Genomic DNA, 19,628 nt, shown 5'->3' on the forward strand with positions numbered 1-19,628 from the left:
CCTTGAAAATCTAGTGAAAATTGGTTGAAAAACATCATTTTTCGCTAGCTCTTTTCAGTGCGCCCTTTTTTCTGAAAAAAAGAGTAACTGCTCAGAACTTTGAACTTGACTTTTCACCACTAGACTTTATACTCTATTCAGTTCAAAATCTGAATATTGTTAAGCCTCTTCTGTGAACCTATTGATTGCGTGCTTTGCACGCCTTATCGATAATCTTCAACAGGTTTCCCAGACCTGTCGAACAACCTTTATTGTTAAGGTTTACAAGTTTTGCTTACATCATGTAGGCATAAATGTTAACTCAATTCCTGAATTATACTCTTTTAGTTTATCTTTTATTACTGTGTTAGCTCGTCTTGCCGTACTTCAGTACTGTCTACGACTCGCTGCCTTGTACTAAAAGTAAACTAAAAGACTATAAAATTCGAGTCAGATTTCAAACTGCTTTGAGTATTCTGGTTTTGAAGTTGATTGAATGTTGAAAAAAACAAGGTGGGACTTTGTAGCCCCACCTTGAAACATTACATGATACCTGCTACGTGAGCAAGGATTCCGACAACAAAGAGTGCCAAGATGATTGTGATTGGAGAAACTTTCTTCTTAAGCAACCACATGCAGAGGAAGGTAAGGAGAAGTCCCATCAAACCAGGAATCAAGCTATCCAAATTTTGTTGGAAGGTTGTTACCTTAGTTGGAGTTTGAGAAAGTCCTGCGCCAACTTGAGCGAAGGCTTCTTGGATACCTTCCCAACCTTCAGGAAGCTGATCCCAATGGATGTAAGCTTTCTCATCTAGTTGAACTTCGGAAACGTTGAAGGCAAACTTGATGGATACCCAACGTTGTACCAGAACGGCAAGGATAAACATACCAAGGATAGATGCTCCTTTAGTGATGTCTTGAAGGATACCACCAGACATGTTTTTAGTGATTTCAGATCCAGCACGGTAACCCAATTCTTGTGTATACCATTGGAAAGCCATACGAATTAGGTTCCAAAGTACGAAGAAGAGGATTGGTCCCATGATGTTACCTGAGAGGGCAAGAGAGGCTCCCAAGGCACCAAGGATTGGACGAACAGTGAACCAGAAGACTGGATCTCCGATACCGGCTAAAGGTCCCATCATACCAATTTTAACCCCTTGGATCGCAGCATCGTCAATCTCAGCACCACGCGCACGTTCTTCTTCCAAGGCCAAGGTTACCCCAAGGATTGGAGAAGCTACGTATGGGTGAGTGTTAAAGAATTCCATGTGACGCTCTAGAGCAGCAGAGCGATCTTCTTTTGAAGTATAAAGACGTTTGATGGCTGGAACCATAGAATAAGCCCAACCCAAGTTTTGCATCCGCTCATAGTTCCAAGAACCTTGTAAGAAAGTGGAGCGCAACCACACTTTCTGACGATCATTTTTACTTAATTGAATCTTTTCAGTCATGTTGTGAGTCCCCTTTCTTAATAGTCTTCAAGAATGTCCCCGATTGGGTCAGTTGAAGTAGCAGCACCACCGCCACCGTTTCCTGAACCACCTTGTTTTGATAAGTTCAAGTAGATGAAGGCAAGAGCAACCCCAATCGCACCAAGGGCAATCAAAGTCAAATCAGAAACAGCAGCAAGAGCAAAACCGATTGCGAAGAATGGCCATACTTCGCGAGTAGCCATCATGTTGATAACCATAGCATAACCAACGGCCACAACCATACCACCACCGATCGCCATACCATCAGACAACCAAGCTGGCATTGCTTCAAGAGCAGACTGAACGGCTTCAGTTGGAATAGCAAGAAGAAGCGCTGCAGGAACCGCAATCCGAAGTCCTTGGAGAAGAAGGGCGATGTAGTGGTAACGTTCCATTTTAGCAATATCCCCTTCTTTAGCAGCTGCGTCAGCACCGTGGACCAAACCAACAGAAGCAGTACGCACCAACATAGTAAGGAAGAGACCCGCTACGGCAAGAGGAATCGCAACAGCCTGAGCAACAGCAATACCACGTGTAGAAGTGTCACCACCTAATACGAGGATAATAGCAGCTGCAACGGAAGCGAGGGCAGCATCGGGTGCAACCGCAGCACCAATGTTAGCCCAACCAAGAGCGATCATTTGCAGAGAACCACCAAGGATAATACCTGCTGTGAGGTTACCAGTTACAAGTCCGATCAAGGTACAAGCAACAAGTGGTTGATGGAATTGGAATTGGTCCAAGATACCTTCAAGTCCAGCTAAGAAGGCAACAAGGATAACCAAAATTGCAGAAATCAATGACATGTTTTATGTCCTTTCTATTGTTATTGAACGTTGGCCTTAGAGATGAGGTCAAACAAATCTTTTTTAGAGTCATTCGGAACCTTACGGACGTCGAATTCAACGCCAAGGTCACGCAATTTTTCAAAGGTTGCAACGTCTTCTTTATCCATAGAAAGAACGTTGTTCACCATTGTCTTACCGGTTGAGTGAGCCATCGACCCAACATTCAAGGTCTTGATTGGTACACCACCCTCGATGGCACGTAGGGCATCTTGTGGAGTCTCAAATAAGATAAGTGCGTGGGTATCTCCGAAACGAGGATCTTTAGAAACATCAATCAATTTTTGAATTGGGACAACATTGGCTTTGACATTACCAGGTGCCGCTTGTTTGATCAATTCTTTCCGAAGCTCATCTTGGGAAACAGAATCAGATGCAACGATGATACGGTCTGCTTTTGAGTCTGGTGTCCATCCAGTCGCAACCTGTCCGTGTAGCAAGCGTGTATCAATCCGAGCTAAGTTGATTTTCAATTTCCCGTCGCCGATCACAGTTCCTTCTGGGATCGCTGCTTGGGCAACTGGTCCCTCTGCAGCAGGTGCAGCTTCATCAGCAGGATTAAGCTCTTCTGGTAAAGCTTTAATACCATCTTTCGCTTCCTTGATGATATTAGCAGCAACGGCCTCAACACCTGCAGATGCATCCATCATCCGTTCTGTATAGGCCTGGATTAACATTGGCAAGTTCAAACCAGTGATGATGGCAAACTTGCGCTCAGGGTTTTCACCCATGACGCGGCTAGCTTGGTTGAAGGGGGATCCACTCCAAAGGTCAGCTAGGACAAGGACTTCATCCTCTGCGTCAAACGCGGCCACAGCGTCATTAAACTTGGCATACAAGTCGTCTGGCCCTTCACTTGGCATAAAGGTCACAACCTGGACTTTCTCCTGATCTCCAAAGATCATGGATCCAGATTGGTGAATGCCGGCAGCGAATTCACCGTGGCTGGCAATAATGATTCCAATACTCATTATTGGTCTCCTCCTAAAAAATATTTGCGACTTAAATCCTTAAGAAATCTTTAAGCCATCTTATTGTAAAGCGATTTCAAGAAAATGTCAAGCTCTTTCAAAAAAATCATAGACATCCAAAAAAACCACAACAAAAAGGTAGAGCACCCTGCTCTACCTTCGGTTAAGTGATACTCAATGAAAATCAAAAATTAAACTAGGAAGTGAGCCGCAGGCAGCTCAAAATCTCTGGGAGACGTTTTGAGTTTACTGATAAAACTTTCGGAGAAAGTTTCAAATAAGTACGGCAAAGTTGACAAAAACTTCGTTTTTTCAACTAGAATCTCTGACAGTCTACCAGTCTACCAGACTGTCAGACCTGACAACGTTTAAATTTGATTTTCAAAGAGTATGATTAAGCGTTTTTGAAGTCTAACACCATACGGCCTTGAATGGTACCTGCTTCCATCTCGTCAAAGACAGCAGGAGCTTCGTCGACAGGGCGAAGTTGAACAACTGGTACTACCAAACCTTCAGCTCCAAACTGGAAGGCTTCTTCTAAGTCTTTCCGAGTTCCAACCAAGGAACCAACAACTTTAATACCGTCCAAGACAAGTTTAACAATGCTGAGGTCCATGTATTCAGATGGGAGTCCAACGGCAACGATGCTTCCAGCAGGTCTTACGGAATCAACGGCTTGGTTAAAGGCTACCTTGGAAACCGCAGTAACGACAGCAGCATGAGCTCCAATGCCTGTGATTTCCATGATTTTAGCAGCCATATCTTCGATTTCAAGCCCATTTAGACTAACATCCGCACCTGATTCAAGAGCTAAGTCTAATTTGTCTTGGTTGATATCAACTGCGATAACATGGGCGTTGAAAACTTTTTTGGCATATTGAATGGCAAGATTCCCAAGACCACCGGCACCGTAGACAACCACCCATTGACCAGGCTGAATATCGGCTTCTTTAATCGCTTTATAAGTTGTTACACCCGCACAAGTGATAGAAGATGCTTGGGCGGGGTTAAGGTTGTCAGGGACTTTCACAGCATAGTCTGCTGTAACAATACATTGTTGGGCCATACCGCCATCTACAGAGTAACCAGCATTTTTGACATCACGACAAAGGGTTTCACGTCCAGTCGTACAGTATTCACAAGTTCCACAACCTTGGAAGAACCAGGCAACGCTGACGCGATCGCCAACTTTGAGACTAGTAACATCTGGTGCGACTTCTTTAACAATCCCAATTCCTTCATGACCTAGAACACGTCCAGGAACTTTTCCAAAATCTCCATGAGCTACGTGCAGGTCTGTGTGACAGACGCCGCAGTATTCTATTTCAACAAGGGCTTCACCGGTTTCGATAGGACGAAACTCTTTTTCCACAACTTCAACACCCGTACCTTCTGAATTAACAACAACTGCTTTCATAAAAGCCTCCTTATTCTTAGGGAGAATTCCCGTTTTCATATGTTTAGTATATCACAATGGTTTTATAGGTGCAAGCGTTTACATGCATTCTGATATAGTTTTTTAGTTTGCTTTTAGTACAAGGCAGCGAGTCGCAGACAGTACTGAAGTACGGCAAGACGAGCTAACACAGTAATAAAAGATAAACTAAAAGAGTGTAAAAAAAGAAAGCAGCTCAAGGATTGAATCCAATCCTTGAGCTACTTTACGAAGGAAGTATTCGATTTCATAGGAAGAGTTGTCCTAACTGTTGAGCGACTCCGTCTTCTTGGTTAGTCCATTGGATTTGTTGGTCGGCATAGTCTATTAGTTTGGTGTTGGCATTTTGCATAGCATAACCAGTTCCAGCAAAAGCCAACATTTCCTTGTCATTGAGTTGATCACCGAAAGCAATCAACTCAGCTGGTTGTTTTTGGTAAAGGTCTAAGAGGTACTTAAGGGCTCTGGCCTTATGCACCCCTTTAGGGGTGCACTCGAGGATATTGTAGGGTCCACCCCAGGAACTGACGGTCATTTCCCCCTGATAATAGTTCATCAATTCCTGGGCCAGGCCATCGCTGTCTTTAAAGCGGGTTTGAAAAAGGATGGCATTGGGGTTCTTGGTGATTTTTTGTGGAATCAGCTGGTGTTGTGCTGTGATTTTGTCCACCCCTAGTAATTGTGGGTCCAGGCTGCTGACATCTTGTTGGTGGACAAAGAATTTCTTACGGTATTCACTAACAATGAAGTCAGCCTGGACTTCCTCTTGACGGTCGACCAAGTCGACCAAGTAGGACTTGTCGATGGTGTATTCTTTTTCATGAACCCATTTTTTCCCGGGAAGTGTCGTCAAAGCTCCATTAAAGGTGATAAGGGGTGTCTCTAGTTCCAATTGTTGGTAGTAGGGGAGGGCAGATCGGTAAGGACGACCGGTCGTAATGATGATTTTGTGCCCTTGGTCCTGAATCTTTTTGAGAACGTCCTGACTTTTAGAGGAAATTTGTTGTTGATCATTTAAGAGGGTCCCGTCGAGATCGAGGGCAATAATTTTACTTGTATCCATACATGCTCCAGTTTTGTGCTTTTACCCAGTATAGCAAATTTTAGGATTTTCATGGTAAACTGAGAAGACGAAATTGGGAGGCGCTATGTATAAACGTATTTTTATCATGTATCATCTAGCCTTTATAGGCATTTTCGGGGTCCTCACGCTCCTACAGCAAGAAGGCCCCAATCTAACCTGGAATATGTTTTTGGCCTTGACAGCCCTAGACTTTGCCCTGTTTTCAAAAGTGACCCAAAACCGCCTGTTGCGATGGGCCTCTGCCCTGCTTTGGCTTCTATTTTTCCCAAACACCTTTTACATGGTGACGGATTTGGTGCATATGCATTGGGTGGGAGATGTTCTCTACAATCGAGCCAACCAGAAGCTCTTTTTTGCCTTTGTCTTCGCCATTTTCTTTGGCGTTCTAACGGGCATCGAAAGTTGGCGCTTAATTCGTTCCCGCTGGAAACTCAAGCCCTGGCAGGAGGGAGTTGCGACCTTTGGTTTGGCAGGACTCTCTAGTATCGCCATTACCATGGGGCGGTATCCTCGCTTAAATTCGTGGGACGTTTTTACGCGCCCGCAGTTGGTAGTCCAGACATTTCTGGATGTCTTTAGTTGGGAGCACAGTGTTTTTGTACTTGGATTTACCTCCTTGCAATTCATGTGCCTCTTTTTACTCGCGGATGATTGGGTTCGCGGTAGGAAGTAAGAAGGGAATTTGCTATAATGGAAACTATGATGAAAATTCAAAATGAAGAAACCCTGATCAACTGGGGCGAAAAATTAGGTGCCCTACTGGAGAAGGGAGACGTTCTGGTCTTGTCAGGAGATCTTGGGGCAGGAAAAACGACTTTTACCAAAGGGATTGCGCGGGGCCTGGGGATTGATCAAATGATCAAGAGTCCTACCTACACGATTGTTCGTGAATATGAGGGGCGCTTGCCTCTTTACCACCTGGATGTTTATCGGATAGATGGAGATCCAGATTCGATTGACCTCGATGCCTTTCTCTTCGGGGAAGGGGTGACCGTCATTGAGTGGGGTGAACTTTTGGAGCAGGCTTTACCGGAGGATTATCTCCAGTTGACCTTGTCTCATGCGGACCAGGGGCGTAACTTGGATTCCTATGCGGTTGGCTCGCGTAGCCAAGAGTTGTTAGAGGAGTGGATCCATGACCTCGCATGAGTTGACGATTGAGGAGGCTCAGGACTCAGACGCCGGTGAGTTACTAGAATTTTTCAAGCAGGTGGCGCGTGAGAGTGATTTGACCAGTTTGGAACCTGGGGGCTTAGATTTGTCGCAAGATCAGTTGGCTGACTATTTGGAATCAAGTGCCAATCATCCATCACGTCTCTTCTTATTAGCCCGATTAGACCAAGAAGTGATTGGCCTCTTACATTTGTCCACGGATGCCAATCCGCGCATGAGTCATGTGGGAGAGTTGTTTGTGGCTGTTGGGCAGGCTTATTGGGGTCATGGGGTCGGGAGCATGCTCTTTGAACTGGTCTTTGACTGGTTGGCAGAAACCCCATCCCTTCGGCGTTTAACCTTAAATGTCCAAGAAAGAAATCAAGCTGCGCGTGCGCTCTATGAGAAATTCGGTTTTTCATATGAGGGGCGGCAAGAAGAAGCAATCCGGCTAGAGGACGGATCTTATGAAACGGTCCTTCTTATGGGCCTCTTGATAGAGAGGGAAGATCATGTTTAAGAAGAATATTAAATTGTTTTTATCGTTACTCTTAGTTACCTTGGTGGGGATAGGAACCTATGCGGGAACCATTTACTTCCAATCAACGGGCCAGTTAGCGAAAACCTTTCAGAATTTTGGACGGCAATCCGATGTTATTGAGAATGCAGAACCCATGACCATGCTCTTAATGGGGGTAGATACGGGAAGTGGTTCTCGGTCAGATCCTTGGGAAGGAAATAGTGATACCATGCTTTTGGTGACGGTTAATCCAGATACCAATCAAACAACGATGATGAGTTTAGAGCGGGATATCTTGACCAAGATTTCGCAAAAAGGCGAGGTGATGGAGGCCAAACTGAATGCGGCCTACGCTATGGGCGGTGCCGAATTGGCAATCCCGACCATTGAGTCCCTGATGAATATTACCATCGACCACTATGTTATGATCAATATGCAAGGTTTGGTGGAGCTGGTGGACGCAGTTGGTGGGATTGAAGTGAACAACACCTTTGACTTCCCAATCTCCATTGAGGAGCAAGAACCTGAATATACCGCTACCGTCAAACCAGGGAAACAACACATCAATGGAGATCAAGCGCTGGTTTATGCCCGGATGCGGTACCAAGATCCTGAGGGTGACTATGGCCGTCAAAAACGCCAACGGGAAGTGATTCAAAAAGTTGTGCAAAAAGTGCTCAGCCTTAATAGTGTCAGTCACTATAAAGAAATCCTCGGTGCCGTCAGCAACAATATGCAGACCAGCATTGACCTTTCTTCTAACAGTATTCCAAAACTTTTGGTCTACCAGGATGCCTTTCGGAATATGAAGCAGGAACAACTCCGAGGAGAAGATGCAACCCTTGCAGATGGCGGAAGCTATCAGATTGTGGAATCAGACCACATCTTAGAAATGCAAAATAAATTACGGACTTCTCTTGGCTTAGAAACCCTCGATAAACTGAAAACCAATGCGGTTACCCTCGATGAATTAAATGGTGGAGGAATCACACCTGAATACGTCGAGCCCCAACCAGTTGTTGAATAATCAAAAAAGTAGCTCAGCAATTAGCGAGCTACTTTTTTGGTACTTGTTTTGGATATTGGCTGGCAAAGTCCACTTTTAATTGGACAAATTGTTGGAGGTCCTTGAGAAGCTGGAGTAAGACAGCACGGGTTTCAAATTCTTCCCTGGATTGTGGTAGAGGGCGTTTGCGGAAGGTTTCCAGATAGTTTTCAATCTGATCAAGCAAGTCCTGTGCTGGGTTCAGTTGACTGAGTTGATCTGCGACGTCTTGGAAGAGGTCCGCTAGAATTTGGCTTTCTTGGACAGAGAGTTGGCAACTGTTGATATTGCGTGCCATATCTTGCAGGATATAATTTTGAGCCTGCCGCATTTCAAAGTAGGCCACGTGGTAGTAGTTTTTGTTAAGGATTTGGTCTGATTGATCTAGATAGGCGATTTCCAGCGCTTGGTGGAGTTCATCATCCAGGGTACGGACCAGTTTGGCGTCGTTCCTCCCATCCCCGCTTCTAAGAAAATAGACAAAGCGGTTGAGGATACTGCGGAGCAGTTCCTCCACCTGATCATGGTAGTGATCCAACTCCTGTTGGCGATCGGGTATGTAGAGAATAACGAGGAGGGCTGAAAGGCTCCCGATTAAGAATATGAGGATTTCATTGGCTAAAAGAGAAGGGGCAATGCTCTGTTCTAGAAGTAAATGGGTGACTAAAACGGTACTAGGAGTGATTCCGATTTCGAGGCGAAAGCGATATGCCAGTGGGATGTAGAGCAATAAGAATGGAGCGAGAGACCAAATATGGAATCCGAGAAAAGAAAAAACCAGGCTACCCAGGATGAGTGCTAGGAGGGACGATAGAAAACGTTGATAGGCTAGTTTGAAAGTGGTCCTACGAGTTTCTGATACACTGAGGATGGCAATGATGCCAGCTGTAATGGCATAATTAGCTCCGAGAAAACTGGCTAGAAAAGCGGCCAGGCAGGTGGCTAGGGTAAGTTTTAAAGTGCGTTGAAAAAGGGGCATGATAACCTTTCTGGGAACGAGAGAAACCCCTGTGACAGTTCTCGTGAAGAATAACCAAACAGTTGTGTTTGAGGAAGGTTCTTCTGGAAAAATCACGGGGGTTGTATTAGCTATTCCGATTTCGTTTAAATCGGAGGTCAAAATGGATTTGGCCGATCAAGAACAGACATCCTCAATTGAAAAAAGCAATACTAGGATTTTTTTGAGTCTGTTTTCGTTTTGAGTTCATCTACGCGCGCTTGGGCTTGCTCCATCTGTGCTTGAATTTGTTCGGCTCTAGCTTGGGCTTCCAACCCAAAGGCCTGTGTTTTATAGGCAAGATCCTTGGCAAGAGGAGCGACTTTTTGGGCTTCCTGTTGAAGGATTTGAAGTTGGTCTTTAAGTTGAGCCTGGAGAGTGTTGATACGACTGGTTTCTTTAGCCACTTCTTTGGCGTTGGCGATTAACTCCTTACGGTTTAGAACCAGTTCGTAGGAAGATTTTGCGGCACTCAAAAATAGGATGGTTGACATCAAACTCATGAGGCTTCCTCCTGGGTTTCCCGGATTTTCTGGGCTAGCTGCGCTAGGTGCTCAAAGTCCGGTTCCTGGGTCTGGAATTGAATCTCTAGACCGTCTCCAGTCTCAAACCGAGGGAGTAAGTGAACATGGGTATGGAAGATGGTTTGGCCAGCAGCTTCTTCACTGTTGTTGAGCACATTGATTCCTTGGGCGCCAACAGCATTTTTCAAACGACGGGCCAAGGCAGGTACTTGTCCAAAAAGATCCTGAGCTACCTGTGGGTCTAAGTCGAGAATATTACGGTAATGCTTTTTGGGGATAATTAACGTGTGGCCTGGGGTTGTTTGGGAAATATCCAAAAAAGCCAGAATGTGCTCGTCTTCATAGATTTTACTGGCCGGGATTTCTCCGGCAACGATTTTACAAAAAAGACAGTCCATCTTTTCCTCCTTTTCTCTCTTGCCATTTGATATAATGGTTGTGATTGAAAGAAAGCTTAGGAGTCTTAACATCTCCTAGCTTACTCTCCTAAGTATAGCAAAAATGGAGGATTTATGTTAGAAGTGAATCACATAACAGGAGGGTATTTTAATCTTCCTGTCCTAAAAGATGTGAGTTTTTCCGTTCAAAACCATGAAATTGTGGGTCTAATTGGCTTGAATGGAGCGGGAAAATCAACAACGATTAAAGAAATTATTGGTTTTTTGCATCCCTATTCGGGAGAAATTTTGTTGGAGGGCCAGCAACTTCAAACGGATGCGGTAGCTTATCGCAAGAAAATTGGTTATATTCCAGAAAGTCCCATGCTCTATGAGGAATTAACCCTGCGGGAGCATCTGGAGATTGTAGCTATGGCCTATGACAAGGATTGGGAGCAAGCCTTGGAGCGACTTCAACCCTATCTTCAGCGATTTCGTCTAGATCAACGTCTGGATTGGTTGCCTGCTGAATTCTCTAAGGGAATGAAACAGAAGGTTATGATCTTGTGTGCGATTCTTGTGGAACCGGACCTATACATTGTGGATGAACCCTTTTTGGGCTTAGATCCTCTAGCCATTGAAGATCTTCTAAATTTTCTTTTGGAAGAAAGAAAAAAAGGGAAGGGAGTTTTGATGTCTACCCACGTCTTAGATACAGCCGAAAGGGTTTGTGATCGCTACATCCTCCTCCATCAAGGTCAAGTGCTGGCTGAGGGGAGTCTAGCAGCGATTCAAGAACAATTTCAGATGCCAGGACAGAGCCTTCACGATATCTACCTGAAGGTTACCCAGGAGGAAGCGCATGCGTGATTTATTTCGGCGACGGCGAAAAAAGTTTCGAGGAGAGCTGGTGGGCTATGCCCGTTATGTTTTCAATGACCATTTTGTTCTTTTTCTTTTTCTTTTATTAGGCCTAGCCCTAACCCAATACAGGGAGATTTTGGTGGAGCCGAGGCCCTATCAAGTTGGCTTAGCCTGGTTCGTACCTGTCTTTTCTCTCTTCGCTTTTTGGCCCATGCGTATGGCGACCTATATGCGCAGGGGGGACGAGTATTTTCTGTTGGTGCAGGAGGAAGCAGTCAAGCAATGGTTGCAGTTGGTTTACAGACGGACTTCTAAGAGTCAGATTCTGCGGGCCGTTCTCGTTTTTGCAGCATTCCTACCCCTGTGGTGGGTTGCCTATGGTTCTTGGTGGCCAGCCTTAGCGGCATTTGGTTTGGGCGCCTTGCTGCAGCAGGTTTTGCTGCAGCGGCGTTATCGGGTCTTGAGGCAGGCGGGACCTGTGGACTGGACTTTTTGGATTGAAGAAGAGCAGGGGCGGACGCAAGGGATTTTACGCTTTTTCTCGCTTTTTACTCAGGTTAAGGGAATTGAAGAGCGCGTGCGGATGCGGGCTTATTGGAATCCCTTGCTTCCAATCTTAGAGCGGGGGCAGTCTAATCCATGGTATAGTCTCTTTTTACGGTCTTTTTTACGGAAGGGGCCTTATTATGGGGTTTGGCTGCGGTTGCAGATCTTGGCTTTGCTGGCTCTTCTCTTTGTTCCTCAAGGTTGGTTAGCGGCTGGTTTGGCCTTTGTGGCGAATTATCTCTTGTATTTTCAGTTGCTGGCTTTGTTTCATAGTCAGGATGGTCAGGTAATGACAGGGCTATTTCCGTACGGTGTTGCGCCCAAGGCGGCCGGACTTCGTCGGCTCTTGCAGTTTCAGTTGGGGACCTTTAGTCTGCTTTTGTCTTTGCTGGTTCTGTTGAGTAGAGGAGCCTTTTTAGAAGCTGGGATTTTTTTGCTTGCCATGATTGCTCTTCTTTGGCTTTACATTCCTTATAAATTAAGAGGATTAGTTGACGCGGATGTCTAAAAATAATAGAATGAAGAAGATTTTTTCAAGGAGGAAAATATGGAAGGGATGGATCAAGAATTAACCTTGACGCCTCTTGCTGGAAAAAGTGGGAATGCCTTTAAGGGAACCTACGATGATGGGCGAGTGGTTTTTGCCAAGTTGAATACAAGTCCGATTTTGGCGGGTCTGGCTCAGGAGCAGATTGCTCCTCAGCTGTTGTCGAGTAAACGATTGCCGGATGGTCAGGTTTTGACACTTCAGCGCTGGTTAAATGGTAAAATTTTGACGCCTGGGGAGATGGGGAAGAAGCAGATTATCAATATTTTGACGCGTCTTCACAGGTCACGGCATTTGATGGTTCAGCTGACTAGTTTAGGTCAGCAGTTGGAAACGCCGATTGATTTGTTGAATTCATGGCGGGAGTCGGTCCATGCAAACTTGCGACGGAACCAATTCTTGCAAGAGGTGGTGGATGATTTGCGGACCAGTGCTCCTGGTTTTCGTGAGGATCATGCAACGATTGTACATGGGGATGTCCGCCACAGCAATTGGATAGAAACAGACAGTGGTCTAATTTATTTGGTGGATTGGGACTCTGTGCGGTTGACGGATCGGATGTTTGATGTGGCGCATATTTTGAGTCACTATATTCCAGAAGCTCGTTGGCAAGAGTGGCTGGTCTACTATGGATACCGTTATAATGAAAAGGTACTGAAAAAGCTATACTGGTATGCCCAGTTTTCATACCTAGATCAAATTGGCAAGTACTATGCCAATTCAGATATGGAAAATGCAAACCGGGAAATTTACGCTTTGCGGAATTTCCGGACACGCTTTGGAAAGGGAATATGAGAGTTCGAAATCGAAAAGGTGCGACGGAGCTACTAGAAGCGCACCCAGAGTATGTGGTCTTGGAGCCGGAGAGTGCCAAGGGGAATTGGCGGCACATTTTTGGGAATGACAACCCCATCTACATTGAAGTTGGTTCTGGGAAGGGGCAGTTTGTATCAGGGATGGCCAAGAATCATCCAGATATTAACTTTATTGGGATTGATATTCAAAAATCGGTTCTCAGTTACGCCTTGGATAAGGTGTTGGCAACCGGTGTTCCAAATATCCGCCTCCTATGGGTGGATGGAGATTCTTTGTCCAATTATTTTGAGCCTGGTGAAATCCAGCGCTTGTATTTGAATTTCTCAGATCCTTGGCCAAAGAAACGCCATGAGAAGCGACGTTTGACCTACAAGTCTTTCTTGGAAACCTATCAAGCCATTTTGCCAAGTCAAGGAGAAATCCATTTCAAGACCGACAACCGGGGTTTGTTCGAATATAGTCTGGTGTCCATGTCACAATTTGGCATGATTTTGGATGGTGTCTGGTTGGATCTTCATGCCAGTGAAATTGAGGGCAATGTCCGGACAGAATATGAAGAGAAGTTTTCTAGTAAAGGACAGGTCATCTACCGTTTGGAAGCGCATTTCCCAGAATAAGGGAACTGAAAACGTTCTTTGTGCTGGTAAAATTCTTGCTTTTGGGAATTTCTATGGTATAATTTAAACAGAATAAAGAAATGTGAAAGGGGGCGAAGAGAAATCTTCGCCTCTTGTTTGTAGAAAAAGGAGGTGTTCTTATCGCAACGATTGTTGAACAGGTGAACCAGGTGTTGGAAGGTCAGATTCCAGAGCCCTTTGAATTGGTGGACGTGGAGTATGCCAAGCTGGGCGGAGACATGGTCTTGAGTGTGTTTGTGGATAAGCCGGAAGGGATCACAGTTGAAGATACGGCTGATTTGACAGACCTGATTAGTCCGCTCCTGGATACTATTGAACCGGATCCCTTCCCCGAGAATTATTACTTGGAAGTGTCTAGTCCTGGATTAGAGCGGCCTTTGAAGACGCCGGAAGCACTGGAGGCTGCAGTTGGTTCTTACATCCATGTCGGTCTGTATCAAGCAATTGATAAGAAAAAGCAGATTGAAGGGGATCTTTTGTCTTTTGATGGGGAGAACTTGCAAATGGAATACATGGATAAAACTCGGAAGAAGCAGGTGGAGATTCCTTATCAATTGGTTTCAAAAGCCCGTTTAGCTGTAAAATTTTAGTTTAAAAGAAAGGAGCTTTTGGGGAACCAAAAGCAAGTAACGCATGAGTAAAGAAATGGCGGAAGCTTTCCGCATCCTTGAAGAAGACAAGGGGATTAAGAAGGAAGATATCGTAGATGCGGTCATTGAGTCTCTTCGATCTGCCTATCGCCGTCGCTATGGCCAAGCTGACAGTGTCCATATTGAATTCGATGAAAAGAAAGCCGATTTCCGGGTTTACACTGTTCGGGAAGTCGTAGATGAGGTCTTTGATAGCCGTTTGGAAATCAGCCTCAAAGATGCATTGGCCATTAATGCTGCCTATGAGCTTGGAGACAAAATCAAGTTTGAAGAGTCTCCAACAGAATTTGGTCGAGTGGCTGCCCAGTCTGCAAAGCAGACCATTATGGAAAAAATGCGTAAGCAGACGCGCTTGATCACTTATAACACCTATAAAGAGCATGAGAATGAGATTATGAGTGGTACCGTGGAGCGTTTTGATGCCCGTTTCATCTACATCAATTTGGGAAGCATTGAGGCACAAATGTCTCGTAAGGACCAGGTTCCTGGGGAAGTCTTCGCTTCTCACGATCGCATTGAAGTCTATGTGGATAAGGTTGAAGACAACCCTAAAGGTGTCAATGTTTACGTTAGCCGTAGCCACGCGCAGATGATTAAACGCTTGATGGAGCAAGAAATTCCAGAAGTTTACGATGGGATAGTGGAGATTATGGCCGTCTCTCGTGAGGCCGGAGACCGGACTAAGGTTGCTGTTCGGAGTCACAATCCTAATGTGGATGCTATTGGAACGATCGTAGGTCGTGGTGGAAGCAATATTAAGAAGATCACTAGCAAGTTCCGCCCTGCCCGTTACGATGCTAAATTGGAAAAATGGATTCCGACTGAGGAAAACATTGATGTGATCGAATGGGTCAGTGATCCAGCTGAGTTTATTTACAATGCACTGGCACCTGCTGAAGTGGATCAAGTTATTTTTGATGAAGAAGACAGCAAACGGGCCTTGGTGGTTGTACCAGATGACAAATTGTCCTTGGCCATTGGTCGTCGCGGTCAAAATGTCCGCTTAGCAGCTCGTCTGACTGGCTTTAAGATTGACATTAAATCAGCATCAGAGTTCGAGGCCATGGAAGAGGCCGCACTAGTAGAGGCTGAGGAAGAAGTCCTTGAGACCGAACTGGTTGCTGAAGTACAGGAAGCGGAAGAATTGGTAGCTCTTGAAGAAGAGGTCTTCGAGGGGGAGTCAGCAGAACTCCTTGCGGAGGAAGCAGCTGCTGAAAATAGTGACGACGAATAGGAAAGAAGATGACCAAAGTAAGAAAGATTCCCTTGAGGAAGTCCCTTGTCTCCGGAGAAGTGATTGACAAGCGTGATTTGCTGCGGATCGTTCGAACCAAGGATGGTCAGGTCAGCATTGATCCAACTGGTAAGGCCAATGGTCGGGGGGCTTATATTAAGCTTGATAATGAAGAAGCAGCCCAGGCTAAGAAAAGAAGGGTCTTTGATCGCAGTTTTCGTCAGGAAATTCCCGAAGAATTTTACGATGAACTGATCGCTTTTGTTGATCGCAAATTGAAACGAAGAGAGTTAGGACTTGAATAAGGAAGAACAGTTGTTAAACCTTTTAGGTCTGGCCCAGCGAGCAGGTAAGCTCGTTTCCGGTGAAGATTTAGTCATAAAAAGCATTCAAAGTAATCAAGCACAATTAGTGTTTTTGGCACAAGATGCTGGCCCTAATCTTCGTAAGACCATTGAGGATAAAGGTCGCTACTATAAAAAAACAGTAGTCGATCAATTTTCAACCCAAGAATTGAGTCTGGCCATCGGGCGCCAACGGAAGGTGCTCAGTGTGGTCGACTCCGGATTTGCAAAAAAAATGAGGTCCATTATGAGCTAGAAATGGAGGCATGTAGATGTCTAAAAAACGTTTGTATGAAATTGCCAAGGAACTTGGTAAAGAAAGTAAAGAAATTGTTCATCGAGCTAAGGAATTGGGGATTGAAGTGAAGAGCCATGCTTCTTCTGTCGAAGCGGATGTGGCCAATCGCATTAAAAAAAGTTTTCAGTCTCCAAAGGCTGCAGCGCCAAAGGAAAGCCCGAAAAGCAAACCAGCCCCAGCTTCTGAGCCTGCAAAAGCCCAAAGTAGCCGACCCCAAAACCGGAACTTTAAAGCCGAGCGTGAGGCCAAAGCTAAGGCAGACGCTGAGCGTCGCAAGAACAATCGGGGAAATCAGGAACGTCGCAATGGCCAGGATGTCCGAGGTCGAGGACAAAATTTCCGCGACCGCGACCGGGATCGTCAGCGGCAAGGAAATGGTCGCGATCAAAACCGCAATCGTGGGAATCGTGATCAACATCGTCGCCAAGATCGAAATACCCAGCAAGCGGGTCCGCGTCTGGACTTCAAGGCGCGTGCGGCAGCTTTGAAAGCTGAACAAAATGCGGAATATGCACGGAACAGTGAATCCCGCTTCAAGGAAGCTCAGGCCCAACGCCAAGCTCAAGAGGAGCAGGCAAAGCGCCGGAAGGAAGCGAAACAAGAAGCAGCAGCCCAAGTAACAGCGGCTCCAGCTCCTGAACCAGTTGCTTTCCAAGCGCCTGTGGCGGCAGCACCAGCCCCAGATAATCGTCGTAAAAAACAAGCGAGACCAGATAAACGCCGTGACAACGAGCATGAAGATGGTCCACGCAAGCAAGCAAATAGAAATCGAAATAACCAGAATCAAGTGAGAAATCAAAGAAATAGTAATTGGAATAAAAACAAAAACAAAGGGAAGAACCAACGTGGTAAGAATCAGGCACCAAAACCGGTTACTGAACGTAAGTTCCACGAACTTCCGAAAGAATTTGAATACACTGCCGGCATGACTGTTGCGGACATCGCAAAACGGATTAAACGTGAACCAGCAGAAATTGTTAAGAAGCTCTTTATGATGGGCATTATGGCGACCCAGAACCAATCTCTTGATGGGGATACGATCGAACTCTTGATGGTTGATTATGGAATTGAAGCCAAAGAGAAGGTTCAAGTCGATAATGCTGATATCGAACGCTTCTTCGTGGATGAAGAATACCTTAACGAAGAGGAAATGGTTGAGCGCCCACCAGTGGTTACCATTATGGGACACGTTGACCATGGTAAAACAACCCTCTTGGATACCCTTCGCAATTCTCGTGTCGCAACAGGAGAAGCTGGGGGAATTACCCAACACATTGGTGCCTACCAAATTGAAGAAAACGGTAAGAAGATTACCTTCCTGGATACACCTGGACACGCGGCCTTTACCAGTATGCGGGCTCGTGGAGCGTCTGTAACGGATATTACCATCTTGGTTGTGGCAGCCGATGACGGTGTTATGCCACAAACGATCGAGGCCATCAATCACTCTAAAGCCGCTAATGTTCCAATCATTGTTGCGATTAACAAAATTGATAAACCAGGTGCAAATCCAGAACGCGTCATCGGTGAATTGGCAGAGCATGGTGTTATGTCAACAGCTTGGGGTGGTGACTCTGAGTTTGTAGAAATCTCAGCTAAATTCAACCAAAACATTGATGAGCTTTTGGAAACGGTCCTCTTGGTTGCTGAAATCCAGGAATTGAAAGCAGACCCAACTGTTCGTGCCATCGGTACCGTTATTGAAGCTCAATTGGATAAAGGTAAAGGGGCTGTCGCAACGCTATTGGTTCAACAAGGAACCCTAAACGTCCAGGATCCGATTGTTGTCGGTAATACTTTTGGACGGGTTCGTGCTATGACCAACGACCTCGGTCGTCGGGTTAAGGTCGCTAGTCCATCAACACCGGTATCCATTACTGGTTTGAATGAAACCCCAATGGCGGGTGACCACTTCGCGGTTTACGAAGACGAAAAAGCTGCGCGTGCGGCTGGTGAAGAACGTGCCAAACGAGCTCTTCTCCAACAACGTCAAAACACAACCCGTGTTAGCTTGGAAAATCTCTTCGATACCCTTAAAGCCGGTGAAGTTAAGTCTGTTAATGTCATCATCAAAGCAGACGTACAAGGTTCTGTTGAAGCCCTTGCGGCCTCGCTTCAAAAAATTGAAGTTGAAGGCGTGAAAGTAACCATCGTTCACTCAGCGGTAGGGGCTATTAACGAGTCTGATATTACGTTGGCAGAAGCTTCAAATGCCATCATTATCGGCTTTAACGTTCGCCCTACTCCACAAGCTCGTCAACAAGCAGAAACCGACGGTGTTGAAATTCGTCAACACAGCATTATCTACAAGGTTATTGAAGAAGTCGAAGATGCGATGAAGGGACTTCTTGATCCTGAATTTGAAGAAAAAGTTATCGGGGAAGCTGTTATCCGTGAGACCTTCAAGGTATCAAAAGTTGGTACAATCGGTGGATTTATGGTCTTGCGTGGTAAAATTACCCGTGATTCGAACGTTCGCGTTATTCGCCAAGATGTTGTAATCTACGACGGTGAATTGGCAAGCTTGAAACATTTCAAGGACGATGTAAAAGAAGTAACCAACGGCCGTGAAGGTGGTCTCATGGTTGAAAACTACAATGACATTAAGGTCGACGATATTATCGAAGCTTACGTCATGGAAGAAATTAAACACTAAGAGGGAGGCCCTCATGGCAAATTCAATTCGTACAGACCGGGTCGCTATGGAAATCAAACGGGAAGTCAACGAAATCCTTCAGAAGAAGGTTCGTGACCCCCGTGTCCAAGGCTTAACCATCACGGATGTTCAAATGACCGGTGATCTCTCCCTTGCCAAGGTTTACTACAGCATTATGAGTGATCTGGCATCTGATAACCAAAAAGCGCAAATCGGATTGGAAAAAGCGACTGGAACCATCAAACGGGAATTAGGTCGCCAACTCCACATCTACAAAATCCCTGATTTGACCTTTATCAAAGATGAATCCATTGAATATGGAAATAAAATCGATCAAATGTTGCGGGATTTGAACAAGGAAGATTTTTAATAGAAACCTATTCTCGAAAGAGTGACGATAGAATGAGCCCTCCAACTGTGTTTCGGTTGGAGGTTTTTTGGTACGACGGGCATGTCGTACATCTGAGGTGTAAGTCCTCTGTGGGCACCTGCTATCGGTGAACCCAATAGCGACTCCCAAGCCTGACTATCGTGAGGTAGCGGGGAGAGGAAGGGATAGCGAAATCGTGGCTCTACGAACAGAAACGTGATAGTAAGGCGTATATGGAGGATAAGGGGGCCGGAAACTCTA

General features: G+C 45.4%; 21 protein-coding genes and 1 pseudogene. 14 read left to right on the forward strand and 8 right to left on the reverse strand.

The features are described from left to right. Window positions 1–521 precede the first annotated feature (521 nt). The 5 genes from I1A59_RS07510 to I1A59_RS07530 all read right to left on the reverse strand — a co-directional run bounded on the left by I1A59_RS07510 (window position 522) and on the right by I1A59_RS07530 (window position 5,768). Window positions 522–1,433, reverse strand: coding sequence for a PTS system mannose/fructose/sorbose family transporter subunit IID (locus I1A59_RS07510; RefSeq protein ID WP_196092165.1), 912 nt, complete (start codon window positions 1,431–1,433; stop codon window positions 522–524). Between the two features lie 17 nt (window positions 1,434–1,450). Further along, window positions 1,451–2,260 carry a PTS mannose/fructose/sorbose transporter subunit IIC gene (locus I1A59_RS07515; protein WP_196092166.1) on the reverse strand — a complete coding sequence of 270 codons (810 nt, stop codon included), beginning with the start codon at window positions 2,258–2,260 and terminating at the stop codon, window positions 1,451–1,453. A gap of 20 nt (window positions 2,261–2,280) precedes the next feature. Further along, entirely contained in the window at window positions 2,281–3,270 is a 990-nt protein-coding gene (locus I1A59_RS07520) for a PTS sugar transporter subunit IIB (RefSeq protein WP_196092167.1), read from the reverse strand. Window positions 3,271–3,664: 394 nt separating this feature from the next. Continuing rightward, the gene (adhP, locus tag I1A59_RS07525; RefSeq protein WP_196092168.1) at window positions 3,665–4,687 is read right to left on the reverse strand and encodes an alcohol dehydrogenase AdhP; all 1,023 of its coding nucleotides are present in this window, start codon (window positions 4,685–4,687) and stop codon (window positions 3,665–3,667) included. A gap of 265 nt (window positions 4,688–4,952) precedes the next feature. Next, window positions 4,953–5,768, reverse strand: a complete 816-nt coding sequence (locus I1A59_RS07530; protein WP_196092169.1) for a Cof-type HAD-IIB family hydrolase — start codon at window positions 5,766–5,768, stop codon at window positions 4,953–4,955. A gap of 85 nt (window positions 5,769–5,853) precedes the next feature. Between I1A59_RS07530 and I1A59_RS07535 the strand changes: the two genes are divergently transcribed. The 4 genes and pseudogenes from I1A59_RS07535 to I1A59_RS07550 all read left to right on the forward strand — a co-directional run. Then, window positions 5,854–6,462 carry a DUF1361 domain-containing protein gene (locus I1A59_RS07535; protein WP_196092170.1) on the forward strand — a complete coding sequence of 203 codons (609 nt, stop codon included), beginning with the start codon at window positions 5,854–5,856 and terminating at the stop codon, window positions 6,460–6,462. A 29-nt stretch (window positions 6,463–6,491) separates the two neighbouring features. Next, a complete protein-coding gene (tsaE, locus tag I1A59_RS07540) occupies window positions 6,492–6,938 on the forward strand; it encodes a tRNA (adenosine(37)-N6)-threonylcarbamoyltransferase complex ATPase subunit type 1 TsaE (RefSeq protein ID WP_196092186.1) in 447 nt (148 codons plus the stop codon). Next, window positions 6,925–7,461 carry a GNAT family N-acetyltransferase gene (locus tag I1A59_RS07545; RefSeq protein WP_196092171.1) on the forward strand — a complete coding sequence of 179 codons (537 nt, stop codon included), beginning with the start codon at window positions 6,925–6,927 and terminating at the stop codon, window positions 7,459–7,461. The genes tsaE and I1A59_RS07545 overlap by 14 nt, the downstream gene beginning before the upstream one ends. Beyond that, a pseudogene (locus I1A59_RS07550) lies at window positions 7,454–8,443 on the forward strand (LCP family protein); the annotation flags it as partial. The gene I1A59_RS07545 and the pseudogene I1A59_RS07550, both read left to right, overlap by 8 nt. Window positions 8,444–8,516: 73 nt before the next feature. Here the strand turns inward: I1A59_RS07550 and I1A59_RS07555 are convergent. The 3 genes from I1A59_RS07555 to I1A59_RS07565 form a co-directional block, all read right to left on the reverse strand. Then, window positions 8,517–9,485, reverse strand: coding sequence for an aromatic acid exporter family protein (locus I1A59_RS07555; protein WP_196092173.1), 969 nt, complete (start codon window positions 9,483–9,485; stop codon window positions 8,517–8,519). A gap of 191 nt (window positions 9,486–9,676) precedes the next feature. Further along, a complete protein-coding gene (locus I1A59_RS07560) occupies window positions 9,677–10,006 on the reverse strand; it encodes a hypothetical protein (RefSeq protein ID WP_196092174.1) in 330 nt (109 codons plus the stop codon). Beyond that, window positions 10,003–10,425 carry an HIT family protein gene (locus I1A59_RS07565; RefSeq protein ID WP_196092175.1) on the reverse strand — a complete coding sequence of 141 codons (423 nt, stop codon included), beginning with the start codon at window positions 10,423–10,425 and terminating at the stop codon, window positions 10,003–10,005. Before I1A59_RS07565 ends, I1A59_RS07560 begins: the two co-directional genes overlap by 4 nt. 114 nt (window positions 10,426–10,539) lie before the next feature. Between I1A59_RS07565 and I1A59_RS07570 the strand changes: the two genes are divergently transcribed. The 10 genes from I1A59_RS07570 (at window position 10,540) to rbfA (ending at window position 19,367) form a co-directional block, all read left to right on the forward strand. Then, window positions 10,540–11,274, forward strand: a complete 735-nt coding sequence (locus I1A59_RS07570; protein WP_196092176.1) for an ABC transporter ATP-binding protein — start codon at window positions 10,540–10,542, stop codon at window positions 11,272–11,274. Further along, the gene (locus I1A59_RS07575; protein WP_196092177.1) at window positions 11,267–12,322 is read left to right on the forward strand and encodes an ABC transporter permease; all 1,056 of its coding nucleotides are present in this window, start codon (window positions 11,267–11,269) and stop codon (window positions 12,320–12,322) included. The genes I1A59_RS07570 and I1A59_RS07575 overlap by 8 nt, the downstream gene beginning before the upstream one ends. A 39-nt stretch (window positions 12,323–12,361) precedes the next feature. Then, window positions 12,362–13,156 (forward strand): phosphotransferase family protein, encoded by a 795-nt coding sequence (locus tag I1A59_RS07580; RefSeq protein WP_196092178.1) that lies wholly within the window; start codon window positions 12,362–12,364, stop codon window positions 13,154–13,156. Then, a complete protein-coding gene (gene trmB / locus I1A59_RS07585; protein WP_196092179.1) occupies window positions 13,153–13,794 on the forward strand; it encodes a tRNA (guanosine(46)-N7)-methyltransferase TrmB in 642 nt (213 codons plus the stop codon). Before I1A59_RS07580 ends, trmB begins: the two co-directional genes overlap by 4 nt. 113 nt (window positions 13,795–13,907) lie before the next feature. Continuing rightward, window positions 13,908–14,405, forward strand: coding sequence for a ribosome maturation factor RimP (gene rimP, locus I1A59_RS07590; protein WP_196092180.1), 498 nt, complete (start codon window positions 13,908–13,910; stop codon window positions 14,403–14,405). Window positions 14,406–14,448: 43 nt separating this feature from the next. Further along, on the forward strand, window positions 14,449–15,699 hold the full coding sequence (nusA, locus tag I1A59_RS07595; RefSeq protein WP_196092181.1) for a transcription termination factor NusA: 1,251 nt from the start codon (window positions 14,449–14,451) through the stop codon (window positions 15,697–15,699). Window positions 15,700–15,707: 8 nt separating this feature from the next. Further along, window positions 15,708–16,004, forward strand: a complete 297-nt coding sequence (locus I1A59_RS07600) for a YlxR family protein (protein ID WP_196092182.1) — start codon at window positions 15,708–15,710, stop codon at window positions 16,002–16,004. Further along, on the forward strand, window positions 15,997–16,299 hold the full coding sequence (locus tag I1A59_RS07605) for a YlxQ-related RNA-binding protein (protein ID WP_196092183.1): 303 nt from the start codon (window positions 15,997–15,999) through the stop codon (window positions 16,297–16,299). Before I1A59_RS07600 ends, I1A59_RS07605 begins: the two co-directional genes overlap by 8 nt. 16 nt (window positions 16,300–16,315) lie before the next feature. Continuing rightward, window positions 16,316–18,997 (forward strand): translation initiation factor IF-2, encoded by a 2,682-nt coding sequence (infB, locus tag I1A59_RS07610; protein WP_196092184.1) that lies wholly within the window; start codon window positions 16,316–16,318, stop codon window positions 18,995–18,997. A 13-nt stretch (window positions 18,998–19,010) separates the two neighbouring features. Next, window positions 19,011–19,367, forward strand: a complete 357-nt coding sequence (rbfA, locus tag I1A59_RS07615) for a 30S ribosome-binding factor RbfA (RefSeq protein ID WP_196092185.1) — start codon at window positions 19,011–19,013, stop codon at window positions 19,365–19,367. The last annotated feature ends 261 nt before the right edge of the window (window positions 19,368–19,628 follow it).

This window comes from Streptococcus sp. NLN76 (assembly GCF_015686645.1).
GTDB lineage: Bacteria > Bacillota > Bacilli > Lactobacillales > Streptococcaceae > Streptococcus.

What these genes read in the sequence shown, in the direction of transcription:
- I1A59_RS07510 (WP_196092165.1), bottom strand. Translation starts at nt 1,433, where the DNA reads ATGACTGAAAAGATTCAATTAAGTAAAAATGATCGTCAGAAAGTGTGG.
- I1A59_RS07515 (WP_196092166.1), bottom strand. Translation starts at nt 2,260, where the DNA reads ATGTCATTGATTTCTGCAATTTTGGTTATCCTTGTTGCCTTCTTAGCT.
- I1A59_RS07520 (WP_196092167.1), bottom strand. Translation starts at nt 3,270, where the DNA reads ATGAGTATTGGAATCATTATTGCCAGCCACGGTGAATTCGCTGCCGGC.
- adhP (WP_196092168.1), bottom strand. Translation starts at nt 4,687, where the DNA reads ATGAAAGCAGTTGTTGTTAATTCAGAAGGTACGGGTGTTGAAGTTGTG.
- I1A59_RS07530 (WP_196092169.1), bottom strand. Translation starts at nt 5,768, where the DNA reads ATGGATACAAGTAAAATTATTGCCCTCGATCTCGACGGGACCCTCTTA.
- I1A59_RS07535 (WP_196092170.1), top strand. Translation starts at nt 5,854, where the DNA reads ATGTATAAACGTATTTTTATCATGTATCATCTAGCCTTTATAGGCATT.
- tsaE (WP_196092186.1), top strand. Translation starts at nt 6,492, where the DNA reads ATGAAAATTCAAAATGAAGAAACCCTGATCAACTGGGGCGAAAAATTA.
- I1A59_RS07545 (WP_196092171.1), top strand. Translation starts at nt 6,925, where the DNA reads ATGACCTCGCATGAGTTGACGATTGAGGAGGCTCAGGACTCAGACGCC.
- I1A59_RS07555 (WP_196092173.1), bottom strand. Translation starts at nt 9,485, where the DNA reads ATGCCCCTTTTTCAACGCACTTTAAAACTTACCCTAGCCACCTGCCTG.
- I1A59_RS07560 (WP_196092174.1), bottom strand. Translation starts at nt 10,006, where the DNA reads ATGAGTTTGATGTCAACCATCCTATTTTTGAGTGCCGCAAAATCTTCC.
- I1A59_RS07565 (WP_196092175.1), bottom strand. Translation starts at nt 10,425, where the DNA reads ATGGACTGTCTTTTTTGTAAAATCGTTGCCGGAGAAATCCCGGCCAGT.
- I1A59_RS07570 (WP_196092176.1), top strand. Translation starts at nt 10,540, where the DNA reads ATGTTAGAAGTGAATCACATAACAGGAGGGTATTTTAATCTTCCTGTC.
- I1A59_RS07575 (WP_196092177.1), top strand. Translation starts at nt 11,267, where the DNA reads ATGCGTGATTTATTTCGGCGACGGCGAAAAAAGTTTCGAGGAGAGCTG.
- I1A59_RS07580 (WP_196092178.1), top strand. Translation starts at nt 12,362, where the DNA reads ATGGAAGGGATGGATCAAGAATTAACCTTGACGCCTCTTGCTGGAAAA.
- trmB (WP_196092179.1), top strand. Translation starts at nt 13,153, where the DNA reads ATGAGAGTTCGAAATCGAAAAGGTGCGACGGAGCTACTAGAAGCGCAC.
- nusA (WP_196092181.1), top strand. Translation starts at nt 14,449, where the DNA reads ATGAGTAAAGAAATGGCGGAAGCTTTCCGCATCCTTGAAGAAGACAAG.
- I1A59_RS07600 (WP_196092182.1), top strand. Translation starts at nt 15,708, where the DNA reads ATGACCAAAGTAAGAAAGATTCCCTTGAGGAAGTCCCTTGTCTCCGGA.
- infB (WP_196092184.1), top strand. Translation starts at nt 16,316, where the DNA reads ATGTCTAAAAAACGTTTGTATGAAATTGCCAAGGAACTTGGTAAAGAA.
- rbfA (WP_196092185.1), top strand. Translation starts at nt 19,011, where the DNA reads ATGGCAAATTCAATTCGTACAGACCGGGTCGCTATGGAAATCAAACGG.